This is a genomic window from Flavobacterium sp., from assembly GCF_965277525.1.
In the GTDB taxonomy this organism is placed as follows: Bacteria; Bacteroidota; Bacteroidia; order Flavobacteriales; family Flavobacteriaceae; genus Flavobacterium.
In genome coordinates this window covers 737,028-750,528 of record NZ_CBDIDC010000005.1, presented here as the reverse complement: position 1 = coordinate 750,528, position 13,501 = coordinate 737,028, and the positions used below count along the sequence as shown (strand labels likewise).

Below are 13,501 nucleotides of genomic sequence, written 5' to 3'. Positions count from 1 at the left end.
TATTTCTAAAAAAACTTGGAAACTTATTTGGTGTTTAGAGTTTCCTGTTTATATTTGCACCGTTAATTGGAAACTTTGGAAACTAAAAAAGTTTCCGTTAAAGGTTTAAGTAATCAATAACCTTAATAAAATCAAATATTTATGAAAACAACATGGACCTTAGACTCTAGCCAATCAGATGTTTTAATTAAAATGAGACATTCGATAATTGCCTATATGGGAGGAACTACGAATAAATTTGATGGTTATGTAAACATCGAAGACAATGAGATTGAAGATGCTTCGGTTGAGTTTTCATTAGATATCAATAACAAAAAAGACAGTTTTCAACAAATAGATACGTATTTGCAACTTCAGGATTTTTTTGATGTAGACGAACATCCTATCATTAGTTTTAAATCGACTTCATTTCAAAAAGTAAACAATAATATCAATTTTTTTAAAGGAGATTTAACGATAAAAGATGTGACCAGAGTAGTAGAACTTGATGCTGAGTTTATTGGTGTTAACAACTACAATGGCGAGAAAAAAGTTGCTTTTGAAATCAAAGGAGATATCAAACGCCAGGATTTTGGTTTAGATTATAATTCATTCAATCATAACGGAGGATTAGCTTTAGGGAAAGATATTAAACTGATTGCTAATTTAGAATTCAGTATATAATCTTATACAATGAATAAATTAATGTAAAATTATTACAAATATCATGGAAACTATTTTTCTGATTTTAGTTTCCTAAGTATATTTGCAATGTAATTTGAAAATTAAAATGAAAGAGAAAATTATATCAAAAGCAAGTGAGCTATTTTTAAAACTAGGTTTTAAAAGTGTTACGATGGATGATATCGCAGGTGAAATGTGTATCTCGAAAAAAACGATTTACAAATATTTCTGTAATAAAGAAGTGCTGATCGAAGAGAGTACTTCAACTGTTCATAAGCAGGTACATGAAGTTATTGATTCTGTTGTGGCGAAGAATTTTAATGCCATTCACGAGAATTTTGAAATTAGAGAAATGTTTCGCGACATGTTTAAAAATGCGACAGACACTTCTCCTCTTTATCAGCTAAAAAAGCACTATCCTGAAATCTACCAAAATATAATGACGCATGAAATAGATCAATGTAATCATTATTTTAGGGATAATATTTTAAAAGGAATCCGTGAGAATCTATACAGACCGGAGTTGAATATAGATTTATATGTAAAATTTTATTATACGCTGATTTTTCATATTAATGCAACTACTGTATCAGAAAGAGAAGCACAAAAAATAGAATTAGAAGCGCTGGAATACCACACAAGAGCTATGGCAACTGAAAAAGGAATACTGGAATTAGAAAAACAACTTAAAAAAATTACCATTTAATCATCAATCTATGAAACGAATAATTCTTATATTTTTGTGTTCAATTGGCTTGTCTGCCAACGCACAAGTCAAAACACTAACTCTGAAAGATGCTCTTGTATACGCACTTGAAAACAAGTCCGATGCAAAAAAAGCAAGATTACAGGTTGAAAACAGTGAGTACAAAATTCAGGAAGTACGTTCCAGAGCTTTACCTCAAATTTCTGCAACGGGAAATTTAACGCACAATCCAATCATTCAGACAACAGTTATTGATGGAGCAGCATTTGGTGAACCGGGATCTACTATTCAGGCGGCATTTGGTCAAAAATGGACTTCAGGAGCGGGGATTTCATTGACTCAGACTATATTTGATCAATCTGTTTTTACCGGATTAAGAGCGGCAAGATCTACTCGTGAATTTTATCAAATAAACGATCAATTGACAGAAGAACAAGTGATTGAGAGAGTGGCTAATAACTATTATTCTGTTTATGTGCAACGCGAAAGATTGGTTTTATTAGATAGTAATTATGTGAATACGACTAAGGTTCGTGACATTGTAAAAGGACAGTTTGATAATGGTCTGGCTAAGAAAATTGATTTAGACCGTATTATTGTAAAAATGTCAAATATTGATACAGAACGTCAACAAGTTAAAAATCAAATTACTTTACAGGAAAATGCTCTGAAATTTTATATGGGAATGCCTATTGAAACTGTAATTGAGATTCCTAAAGAAGAATTTGAAGTAGTACCTGCTGCATTGACAGAAGTACCGAATACAGAAAACAGAACAGAATACCTGCTTTTGAAAAAACAAGAAGAACTTTTAGTATTCAATAAAAAAGCTGTTGAAGCAGGATACTATCCAACGCTTTCGTTAACCGCAGGTTATAATTACCTTGGACAAGGACCTAAAATGCCTTGGTTTGCAAAACCTTCAGATGGAGTATATTGGTCAGATTACTCTGCAATTGGATTAAATTTACACGTACCGATTTTTACAGGATTCGGGACCCGTGCTAAAGTAAGACAAGCTGATGTAGAAATCAGATCACTTCAGGAAGACATGAAAGACACCAAACTTTCTCTTGATTTAGATTACAGAAATGCCATGGCTGATATCGATAATAATCTTATAACGATTAAGAATCAAAAAGAAAACATGCAACTGGCAACTGAAATCTTAAGCAATACAAAAAACAATTATCTTCAGGGATTGGCATCATTAACAGATTTGTTAGATGCTGAAAATGCACAACTTGAAGCTCAAAATAACTTTACCAGAGCAGTATTGAATTACAAAATTGCCGAAGTAGCACTAATCAAATCAAAAGGCGAACTTAAAACTCTTATTAAATAACTAAAAAAAATGAAGAAAACTATTATAACAATCGTAATCATAATTGCAGCGCTGGGTGTGATTGGATATGTCTTAAATAATAATAAGAAAGAGAATAAAGAAAAAACAGATATCGTAGCAGAGAAAAATGCTGCAGTATCAGTAAAAGTAGCTCCGGTAAAAACAGAAGAAATTTCATTGGATTTTGTGGCTAACGGAAACTTTCAGCCTATTCAACAATTAACTTTCTCTGCTGAAAAATCAGGAAAAGTAATTAGTGTTTTGGCAAAAGAAGGTGATTACGTAAAAGTAGGTCAGACTTTATTGACAGTTAGAGGAGATGTAATTAATGTAAACGCTCAACAAGCACAGGCCGTTTATCAAAATGCAAAATCTGATTATGCGAGATACGAAAATGCTTTTAAAACTGGTGGCGTTACAAAACAACAATTAGATCAGGCAAAATTAGCGTTAACAAATGCTCAGTCTAGTTTAACACAAGCTAACATCAATGTTGGAGATACGAGAGTAAAAGCTCCAATTAGTGGATTTATCAATAAAAAATACATTGAGCCGGGATCTATCTTAACAGGAATGCCTGCAACTGCATTGTTTGATATCGTAAATGTTTCTAAATTAAAATTAGTAGTTACAGTAAACGAAAATCAGGTTGCGAGTTTAAAAGTAGGGGATCATGTAAATGTAACTGCAAGTGTTTATCCTGATAAAAATTTCTCAGGAAAAATTACTTTTATTGCTGCAAAAGCAGATGAGTCTTTGAATTTTCCGGTTGAAATTGAAATTACAAATAACATCAACAACGACCTTAAAGCGGGTATGTACGGAACTGCCAACTTTGGTTCTAAACAACAAAAACAAAACATGATGGTAGTGCCACGTAATGCTTTCGTAGGAAGTGTGAGCAGCAATGAAATTTTTGTAGTAGAAAAAGGTATTGCTAAATTAAGAAAAGTAACTGCTGGAAGAATTTTGGGAGATAAAGTAGAAATTATCAATGGATTATCTGACGGAGAAACTGTAGTTACTACAGGTCAAATTAACTTACAAGACGGTAATACAGTAGAAATTATTAAATAATTTAAAGCATTAAGCGATACGCCATAAGCATTACGCTTATTGCCTAAAGCCTAGAGCCTAAAGCAAAATATATGAAATTAGCCGAAATATCCATAAAACGTCCGTCGTTAGTAATTGTATTGTTTACAATTCTGACACTTGGTGGATTGTTTAGCTACAGCCAACTGGGCTATGAGCTGATCCCAAAATTTGAACAAAACGTTATTACCATTTCTACAGTTTATCCCGGAGCATCTCCAAGTGAGGTAGAAAATACCGTAACCAAGAAAATAGAGGATGCGATTGCATCCTTAGAGAATGTCAAGAAGATTGACTCAAAGTCGTATGAAAGTTTGTCTATCGTTTCAATCACACTAACATCAAATGCAAAAGTCGATTTCTCTTTGAATGATGCACAGCGTAAAATAAATGCTATTATTAGTGATTTGCCGGATGATGTTAAAACGCCTGCACTGACCAAGTTCTCGCTGAGTGATTTACCAATTATGACGCTTGGTGCTAACGGAAAAATGGATGAAGCAGCTTTTTATGACTTAATTGACAAAAAAATTGCGCCTATTTTATCCCGTGTACAAGGTGTGGCCCAGGTAAACATCATTGGTGGTTCAGAGCGTGAAATCCAGGTAAATCTTGATGCATTAAAAATGCAGGGTTACAATTTATCTGTTCCGCAGGTGCAACAAACTATTTTGACTTCGAATTTAGATTTCCCAACAGGAAACATTCAGACTCGTGATCAAAAAATATTAATTCGTTTAGCGGGTAAATATAAAAGTGTTGATGAATTAAGAAACTTAGTGGTTTCTTCTCAAAACGGAATTCAAATTCGTTTAAGTGATATTGCTGACGTTCAGGATACTCAAAAAATTGCTGAAAAAATATCACGTGTAGATCAAAAAAGTGCTATTGTTTTGCAAATCGTAAAACAATCTGATGCAAATGCAGTAGCGGTAAGTGAGCAATTATTAAAAACAATTGCAGTTCTTGAAAAAGATTATAAAGAAAATCAGTTAAAATTAGAAGTTGCAAAAGACAGTACTGTCTTTACACTTGAAGCAGCTGATTCTGTTGTACACGATTTATTAATTGCAGTTGTTCTGGTAGCTTTTGTAATGTTGTTTTTCTTGCACAGTATTAGAAACTCATTGATCGTAATGGTGTCTATTCCGGCATCGTTGATTGCTACCTTTATTGGTATTTATTTAATGGGATATACCCTGAACTTAATGAGTTTATTAGGATTATCTCTTGTTGTAGGTATTCTGGTCGATGATGCGATTGTGGTACTGGAGAATATTTACAGGCACATGGAAATGGGTAAAAGCCGAATTCGTGCTTCGTATGACGGAACTGCAGAAATTGGTGGAACGGTAACTTCGATTACATTAGTAATTGTGGTGGTATTCTTGCCTATCGCGATGAGTTCTGGATTGGTTTCTAATATTATTACACAATTTTGTGTTACGGTAATTATATCCACTTTATTGTCACTTTTAGCTTCATTTACAATTATCCCTTGGTTATCATCTCGTTATGGTAAGTTAGAGCATATTGAAGGAAAGAATTTATTTGGAAGAATCATTCTTGGTTTCGAAAGCTATTTAACACGTTTCACTAACTGGATTTCTGAATTGTTGACCTGGTGCCTGGATCATTACGTTAAAACTTTCTTAGTGGTAATTGTTTTGTTCCTTGCTTCAACAGTAGGGTTAATGGCCGGAGGTTTTATTGGAGGGGAGTTTTTTGCATCATCTGATAGTGGAGAGTTCTTAGTTCAAATCGAAATGCCAAAAGATGCTTCGTTAGAACAAACGAACTTTATGACTCAAAAAGCAGAAGCATTTTTGAAGAATGAAGAATATGTTCACAGTCAAATTACAACGGTCGGACAAACCAGTGAAGGTTTTGGAGCATCGCAAGCTACAGCTTACAAAGCAGAGATTGACGTAAAAATGATCGAGCAAAAAGATCGTAAAGATGATGCTTCTGTTTATGCGGCAAAAATCAAACGTAAACTGGAGAAAGTATTGGTTGGCGCAAAAGTAAAAACGGTTCCTGTAGGTATCTTAGGAACAGCAGAAGACGCTACATTAGGATTGATCGTAACAGGTCCGTCAACAGAAAGTGCTATGGCATTTGCTAAATTAGCTGAAGCTGAATTACGTACGATTCCCGGAACAACAGAGATCAAATTAACGGTTGAAGACGGAAACCCTGAAATCAACGTAAAAGTAGATCGTGATAAAATGGCTGCCTTAGGATTAACACTTCAAACAGTTGGTTCAACGATGCAAACCGCTTTTAGCGGAAATACAGATGGTAAATACAGAGCTGGTGAATACGAGTATGATATCAACATTAGATACAATGCTTTCGACAGAAAAAGTATTACTGATGTTAGTAATTTGATTTTCATTAATGCAGCAGGTCAACAAATAAAATTGTCTCAATTTGCAGATGTCACAGAAGGTTCAGGACCTAGCCAGTTAGAGCGTAGAGATAAATCAGCGTCTGTAACTGTAAAAGGACAAAACGTTGGTGTTCCATCCGGAACGATTGTTACGCAATGGCAGGCAAAATTAGATAAACTGAAAAAACCAGCCGGTGTAAACTACATCTGGGGAGGTGATCAGGAAAACCAAAGTGAAGGTTTTGGTACATTGGGTATCGCTTTATTAGCAGCTATTGTATTAGTTTATCTTGTTATGGTTGGACTTTATGACAGTTTTGCTCACCCGTTTGTAGTATTGTTTGCTGTACCGCTTTCGTTTATTGGTGCGATGTTGGCATTGGCTTTGACCAATAACTCATTGAATATCTTTACAATTTTGGGGATCATCATGTTGATTGGTCTGGTGTGTAAGAATGCGATCATGCTTGTCGATTATACGAACCAAAGAAGAGCTGCGGGAGAATCAATCAGAACGGCATTAATTCAGGCGAATCACGCTCGTTTACGTCCGATTTTGATGACTACAATTGCAATGGTATTTGGTATGTTCCCAATTGCATTAGCATCCGGAGCAGGAGCTGAATGGAAAAATGGACTGGCATGGGTAATTATCGGAGGATTAATTTCTTCGTTATTCTTAACCTTGATTGTAGTTCCGGTTATATATAATATTATGGAGAAATTAATTCATAAATTCTCTAAAGGAGAAAAAATCGATTACGAAGCTGAAATGGTTGCAGACTATACGCCGGCAGAAGTTAGTGAAGACGGTTTTAATCCTAAACATACCCATTAATTGATTTAATTTTAGACTGAAAAATCCCAAATTCCTTAACTGGAGTTTGGGATTTTTTATTGATTATAATATTAGAATTTGGAATTTAATTTTTGGAATCTATAAGTATTATCTCAAGTACAAATAATGATTATAATAATCGATAATAGCTTTGCCTTCTAATAAAACATCTGCTCCAATAATACCGTGAACAGGTTTTGCCTTATAGGCTTCTAAAGCTTCATTGACATGCGAAAGATCAAAAATAACCAGATTAAAATCAATGTTTTTCCAGCTACCAAGTTGTAGGTTATTGTTAGACGAAATTTGCGTCTTCATGCCAGTTCCTCCGGCTCCGGAAGCTTTGGTTTTTGATTTTTTGGCATTCAGTTCAAAACGTTCGATGCTTTCAAAACCCACACAAGAATTCGATGCTCCGGTATCTAAAATGAAATTTCCTGAAACACCATTAATTTTAGCTTTTATTAAAAGATGTTGTGTCTTGATGACTTTGAATTTTATTTTTTTGTAATTCTCTTTTTTGAGAACTGCGTGAAGATTTTCCATTTTCGATAAGGATTGAAAATCAAAAATAAACCAATTACAGTCAATAAACTAATGATGTAATAGATATAATTTGTTGAATTTTCTTCTGTAGAAATAGAACCGTAGTACACAAAAGAACTCCAGTAATAAGGCGATTTTTTAGCATTTGGGATTGATTTATCATTCAGAAAAGCAAGTTTTGCATTGGTACTGGCTTCAAAATAGGGAACATCATTTTTGATGTTTTTATAAAAATCAGCCATAAAAACCGATGTCGTATAATCGTTTACCTTCCATAAAGAGAATAGCAGATTTTGTGCTCCGGCAAACTGGAAACCTCTTGCCACACTCATCGCACCTTCGGCTTTGTAGAGTTTGCCAATTCCAGTTTCGCAGGCACTTAAAACCACTAAATCCGGATTAATATTTAAATTATACAATTCTGAATATAAGATTTCCTGATCATAAAACTTAATACTTGCCGGAGTTTCAATATCACCCGAAGAAGCGTGCGTACTTAAATGTAAAATAGAATATTGGTTGGCATTATTTTTAAAATTAGAAAAACTCGCCTCAGAATTTTCTAAATATTTCCCTTTAAAATTACTTTTGATAGATTCTAATTCTTTCTTTGAATAATTCAATTCAAATGCTGTTTTTTCGAAAACCGGAAAAACGCCTAAAACTGTTTTTTGAGAGTTGGAAACGGGTTTAGTATTCAGATAGATATTGGCTGAAGTATTATATCCAATCCTGAAATCATTTAGTAAATAATGCATTTTAGCAAAATTTGTCGTTGATGATTCTTTGATAATTAAAGCCTCAAAAGGCAGAAAATTTAAAATACCATCAGGAACAATAATGAGGTTTTTATATGTCGTGTTTCGGGGTATATTCAACATATCATAAACAGCTTTTCCGTGAGTATTATATCCGGAAATGTTATTTGTGATTGCACTAGCATTGCTAAAATAATCTATAAATTGTACAATTTTTGGAATTGCAGTGTCGGTAATAGTAATAAGGTTCAGACTGATTCTATTATTTTGTAATGTAAAATAAAACAGATTTTCAGAACCCATAAAATAATACACCATTAGAGCTTTGTCTTTTTCTAATTTTGAAAATAAGACTTTTAAGTCACAATTTTCAGGAATATAATTGGAGTTTTTATTTTGAATTTTCTTTAAAGAAAGCATCAATTCATTTTGATTTTTTATTGCTGAATTAATGCTGGAAATATTAGCAGAATTTCCTTTTTGCTGTTCTTTTAAAATGGAATTATTTAAATTTTGAAGTTCTTGCAAAAGCTGTTTTTCTTCTGTTGAAGCATTCTTTATATTCGAACGATAGCCTTTTAAAATTCCTGATTTTGTTCTTTCAGCTAATTGAAAAGCTTGCTCTAAATATTCAATTTTATTTTCCTTTTGATACAATCTATTATAAATCGAAAGGCATTTTTCAGTACGATTTCTTGCCCTGATTTGGGTTATGATTTTAGAGTTTTCATAAACTAAAACATTCATTACTAAGTCTTCAATATGAAAAGAAAGTGCGAATGCTTCAAGCGCTTTTTTTGGGTGTCTGAATTTTAAAATTTCTGCCTGTAAATCCAGAACATCAATTAAGACCGTTTCTGCATACAATTGATTTTGATTAGGAAGAATGTTTTTTGAATTATAATCCGGAATCAGGATTTTAAAAATATTTTGGATCTGCTTTGTGCTTTCATCATATTTATCTTCATCAAAAAGCAATAAAGCTTTTTCATAATATAGTTTTGCAAGTTTTCGTGATTGCTGATTCGGCAATTCCAAAAATAGCTTTTCTGCTTTTTCCATAAAAGAAGTAGAAACTTCAAATCTTTGCCATTGTCTGTTTAAAGAAGCCAGATTTCGGTATGAATTGGATAAAGTTTCAATTTGATATTTCTCATTTTTCAGATAATTGATTGCAGCTTTAAAAGCTTTTTCAGCATTGTCAGGAGAGTTTTTAAATGAAACTAATTCTTTTGAACTCAACAAATAACTATTCCCCAAATTGTTTAGTAAAATACCTTTTTGAACATTTGATAGTTTTTCTGATTTTAAAGTACTTTCTAATAATTCAATAGCCAAAGAAGTTTTACCGGAACTCTGATATACATTCGATAAATTTAGGATCGCAGCAAACTTTTGTTTTGGAGCGTCAGGATAATTTTTAGAGGTATTTACAATAAAAAAGTATTGTTTTATCGTGTTTTCGGCGCTGTCATAATCACCCAGAACGGTATATAGATTTCCCAGAGGTTTTAAGCAATATTCGATAATATCATAATTGCTGAGTTTGTTTTTCTGATAAATTTGCCAGGCTTTTTCGTAACTCGCAATTGCATTTTGAGTTTGCCCAAATTGATTTTCATAATAAGCTTTATTGCAATTTAAAACGACAATGGCGAGAAGTTCGTCCTTGGTTTTTGGTTTAGGATTTTTCCAAAAAGTGATTTCGAGATTGTTTAAATTTTGTATCGCTTTTGCCGAAGGATTCGCAACAAAAACATCAACCGCATTATATATTTTATCTTCCTGATTCTGCCCGAATAGCATCAGTGTAGAGAAGAATAAGATATAGCAATAGAATTTTGTCATATAAAGGATTAAAGTTTTTTCGTCACGAATTATCACAAATTTTTAGCGCAATCAAATTAAATAATTCGTGATGATTCGTGAAATTCGTGGCAACCTTTTCTTTTTCGTATCTCTGCGAAAAATCTTCAAGTAATAACTATTAAAACTTCCAGATCCCGTAAAACTGAAAATAGTTAAAATTCTGTTCGAAGTTCATGACATAACGTGCACCCAAACTCGGTCCGATTCTCGCGAAACCCAATGTTAAATCAAATAAAACACCTGTTTTTAAATTAGCAAATGAGTTTTTAACAGAGTTTGATTCTGTTCTCGTATCCATTAAAAACTGATCTGTTCCGCCTTCAAAAGTTTCAATTTTTTTGGTCTGATTTTGTTCGGATGAAACATCAAAATTAGCTTGTACGCCTGCACCAACGCCAATATAATTATTAATGTTGTATCGGATCAAAACGGGAACTTCCCAGTTTACATTCTTGTTTTCTGTGGTGGTTGTGGTGCGCTGGAATTGTTTTGTACCATTTGCGCCTACAACAGTCTGATCGACTATCGTTGTACCGCTTTCGTATTTGTTTAAGGCATTGAGCCATTCGGCCTGCCAGTAAAAGCGATACGATTTAAATGGCGAAATTGTCGCACCCACAAAATAACTGGTCGATTTCTCCAGATCAGGATATAGATTATAACCCGCTTTTGCACCAATCGAAATTCCGGGCAGGAACCGGGTAGTGGCATAATTGGTAATTATAGGTTCGTTTTTATCGAAAATAATAGCGGTTCTGCTTTTGGTTTTTACTTTATGAAAGTCTTCTGCAAACTTCATGGAGTATTTTACAAAACCTTTTGTACTGTCTTTTTCGTGTACATTTTTTTGTTCGCTTCCGGGTAAATAAATGTTTTTGAAGGTAAAAAAGATTTGATTCTTTTTGATAATCGTATCGAGACAACTTGTAGTTGGAACTTCGCCTTTTGGGCAAATGGGGCATTTAGGATACATGTCTTCGACCTGAAATGTTTTTTTGTCGAACATATCCGGAATATCAGTTTCCAAACGAATCATTCTTGCCGGGCCTTCGCCATTATTCTGGAAACGGGTTTTAAAATTTACTCGTTTAAAACGTACCAGTCTGTAATTCATAAAACTTCCGTTAGATCCCATTTTGTTTGGGTCGTGAGAGGTCACGATTTCCATTTCCAGATTTTTTACTTTATGGTTTTTATAACTTCGGTTAGGTACAAATATCCCACGCATAGTAACAGTTGCACTGGTGTCTTTGATCATTTCCGGAGTAGTTTTAAACGTATAAAAAACATTGTGGGTTTCTCCCGGATTGGCATCATCAAATTCTAAAACCGAAACACTATGATAGGTTTTATTAGCGTCTAATAGGGAGGCATCAAGATCTTCTTCGGTAGTTGTATTTCTATATTTTTTGATTTTGAAAGTGTTTTCGGCGGAAGCCAGATAAGTATTCGAATCATTGAGATCGTTTACAGAGGCGATAGCTTTTTCTTTTATTTCACGTTCGTTTGCATAGGTTCTAAAAGCGACCAATTCGAAATTATTGCTTTTAAATTGTTTCTCATTATAGAATAAATATAATTTTCCGCTGGAAACATAATTTTCCATATTTTGATAACCTACTACGACTACCATTTCCTGATCCGGAACAGGATCGCAGTTCTTGATAATCGCAAATCCGTTTTGGTCGGCGATTGAAGCAATATCTTTATAATTAGAATCAGTGATATCATTTACAGCCACTTTTTTAGGTCGGGTTGCCGGAGGTTTTCCGTTGTCGTAATTGTTGGTTACGGCAAGTCTTGCAGTATAGGTTCCTTTGTTTTTATAAACGTGTTTGGGTTCAGCTTCTTTACTATAATTTCCATCACCCAATTCCCATAAGTAGGAATAACTTGGTTTTGGTGCGCCCGCAATTGGTATCAAAGGCGGCGTTTCGGGTTTATAAGTAACGGCGTTTCCGTTTTGAATAAAAACGATATTGGCTCTTCGGGTTATGGTGTCTTTTACTTTGGTTTGTGAGAAAGAGAATATAGAAAAAAGAATAATGAGAATAGATGATAGTGGTTTCATAACTAGTGGTTTTTAGCCCTGATGGAAGCGACATCCTTTTTTGCCGGGGTTCGGCAGAAAAGATATAGCGGACAGCAGGATTAGCTTCTGAAAATCATCAGAATTAAATTTGAAAACTGGATTAAATATAAAAAAAAGTGATGAGCAAATCACCACTTTTTCTTAAAAGTATTTTGTAAGTTACTGAATAGCATTGATTGCCGCTACCAGTTGAGCTTCAGTGCCGACTGTTGTTTCGGCTAAAGTAAAGGTGTAAACATCGTTTGCTGCAACGGTTACGGCTTTGATTGCATAACGCCATTGACCATTAGATTCTGTTACAAAAATCACGTGACATTTTAAACCAATCGGGATTTGCCCGTAATGTTCGCTAAATAATCCTGCTGCTGTATAGGTGTCTAACTTGGCAAGTGCATTTGTTCCTTCTCCATCGTATGATAAGTAAACGGCGCTATTGTTGTTGTCATAACCATCAGGAGCATCAGCAAGAAGGGTTGTTTTAGGTCTTGGATCGCTGTAAAAACGGTCTACGTTTGCCCATCCAAAGTTGCCAAAAGTTACATAATAATTACTTCCTTCGCCTTGAACTCCGCCTTTTCCGCCGCCAGTTCCGTCAGCATTGGGTTTGTTTTCTCTCCAGGCCAATTCTCCGTTGTCATCAATTGTACCATTCCATAAAGTCATTGCATTGTCCAGTCCATCTGTTAAAGCGGTGGGTACAATTAAATTCATAGAACAGGAAGTTTTAAGTTCAACACCGCCCTGAGTAGCTTTGATAAAGAATTCTCCCCCTGAAATAAGCAGGTTTTTCTTTCCGTCAGCTGTGATGCCCATTGTTGGTTTGTTGGTCACCAACATGGTTCCTTTATCAAAAAGTTCGATGTATTCGATATCAACTGCTCCTGTTACCGCAACTCCGTTTTTAGTCAGACAATCTCCGTTGATGCTTAATTTTACTCCTTTGGCAGATGTTATGGTTTTTACACCATCTCCGGCCATGATGGTAAATCTTTGTTTAGTTGATGATACGCCTTTTTCTCTGATGCTTTTAAAAGCCGCTCCCGTTGGAGGAATAATTGTGTTGTTGTCATCTCCATCGCTATTGTCGCAACTGATGAAAGTGATAACTGATAAAAATAAAAGTCCGAATTTTTTAAAGTTTGTCTTCATGATTTCTAGTTTTTATAAAATCTGTCTTGAGGATTTCAAGTGGTTTTC

At 34.2% G+C, this 13,501-nt stretch carries 9 protein-coding genes; 5 read left to right on the top strand and 4 right to left on the bottom strand.

The features are described 5' to 3' along the window. Positions 1–141: 141 nt before the first annotated feature. The 5 genes from ACQY44_RS11600 (at position 142) to ACQY44_RS11580 (ending at position 7,039) form a co-directional block, all read left to right on the top strand. On the top strand, positions 142–663 hold the full coding sequence (locus ACQY44_RS11600; protein WP_428230513.1) for a YceI family protein: 522 nt from the start codon (positions 142–144) through the stop codon (positions 661–663). 106 nt (positions 664–769) lie between these two features. Further along, a complete protein-coding gene (locus ACQY44_RS11595) occupies positions 770–1,369 on the top strand; it encodes a TetR/AcrR family transcriptional regulator (RefSeq protein ID WP_428230512.1) in 600 nt (199 codons plus the stop codon). 10 nt (positions 1,370–1,379) lie between these two features. Further along, the gene (locus ACQY44_RS11590) at positions 1,380–2,714 is read left to right on the top strand and encodes a TolC family protein (RefSeq protein WP_428230511.1); all 1,335 of its coding nucleotides are present in this window, start codon (positions 1,380–1,382) and stop codon (positions 2,712–2,714) included. A 9-nt stretch (positions 2,715–2,723) separates the two neighbouring features. Then, positions 2,724–3,791, top strand: coding sequence for an efflux RND transporter periplasmic adaptor subunit (locus ACQY44_RS11585; RefSeq protein WP_428230510.1), 1,068 nt, complete (start codon positions 2,724–2,726; stop codon positions 3,789–3,791). 71 nt (positions 3,792–3,862) lie between these two features. Further along, the gene (locus tag ACQY44_RS11580) at positions 3,863–7,039 is read left to right on the top strand and encodes an efflux RND transporter permease subunit (protein ID WP_428230509.1); all 3,177 of its coding nucleotides are present in this window, start codon (positions 3,863–3,865) and stop codon (positions 7,037–7,039) included. Positions 7,040–7,147: 108 nt separating this feature from the next. Here ACQY44_RS11580 and ACQY44_RS11575 read toward each other — a convergent pair whose 3' ends face one another. From ACQY44_RS11575 to ACQY44_RS11560, 4 genes are all read right to left on the bottom strand, one after another. Further along, on the bottom strand, positions 7,148–7,585 hold the full coding sequence (locus ACQY44_RS11575) for a retropepsin-like aspartic protease (RefSeq protein ID WP_428230508.1): 438 nt from the start codon (positions 7,583–7,585) through the stop codon (positions 7,148–7,150). Continuing rightward, the gene (locus tag ACQY44_RS11570) at positions 7,537–10,191 is read right to left on the bottom strand and encodes a CHAT domain-containing protein (protein ID WP_428230507.1); all 2,655 of its coding nucleotides are present in this window, start codon (positions 10,189–10,191) and stop codon (positions 7,537–7,539) included. Before ACQY44_RS11570 ends, ACQY44_RS11575 begins: the two co-directional genes overlap by 49 nt. Positions 10,192–10,330: 139 nt before the next feature. Next, positions 10,331–12,283: a PKD domain-containing protein gene (locus ACQY44_RS11565; RefSeq protein ID WP_428230506.1), complete on the bottom strand. Its 1,953-nt coding sequence runs from the start codon at positions 12,281–12,283 to the stop codon at positions 10,331–10,333. Between the two features lie 180 nt (positions 12,284–12,463). Beyond that, positions 12,464–13,453 (bottom strand): hypothetical protein, encoded by a 990-nt coding sequence (locus ACQY44_RS11560; protein WP_428230505.1) that lies wholly within the window; start codon positions 13,451–13,453, stop codon positions 12,464–12,466. Positions 13,454–13,501 lie beyond the last annotated feature (48 nt).

Bases quoted from the DNA above. Each gene is read 5' to 3' on its own strand.
- ACQY44_RS11570 (WP_428230507.1), bottom strand. From the start codon at position 10,191: ATGACAAAATTCTATTGCTATATCTTATTCTTCTCTACACTGATGCTA.
- ACQY44_RS11560 (WP_428230505.1), bottom strand. From the start codon at position 13,453: ATGAAGACAAACTTTAAAAAATTCGGACTTTTATTTTTATCAGTTATC.
- ACQY44_RS11590 (WP_428230511.1), top strand. From the start codon at position 1,380: ATGAAACGAATAATTCTTATATTTTTGTGTTCAATTGGCTTGTCTGCC.
- ACQY44_RS11600 (WP_428230513.1), top strand. From the start codon at position 142: ATGAAAACAACATGGACCTTAGACTCTAGCCAATCAGATGTTTTAATT.
- ACQY44_RS11580 (WP_428230509.1), top strand. From the start codon at position 3,863: ATGAAATTAGCCGAAATATCCATAAAACGTCCGTCGTTAGTAATTGTA.
- ACQY44_RS11565 (WP_428230506.1), bottom strand. From the start codon at position 12,283: ATGAAACCACTATCATCTATTCTCATTATTCTTTTTTCTATATTCTCT.
- ACQY44_RS11585 (WP_428230510.1), top strand. From the start codon at position 2,724: ATGAAGAAAACTATTATAACAATCGTAATCATAATTGCAGCGCTGGGT.
- ACQY44_RS11575 (WP_428230508.1), bottom strand. From the start codon at position 7,585: ATGGAAAATCTTCACGCAGTTCTCAAAAAAGAGAATTACAAAAAAATA.
- ACQY44_RS11595 (WP_428230512.1), top strand. From the start codon at position 770: ATGAAAGAGAAAATTATATCAAAAGCAAGTGAGCTATTTTTAAAACTA.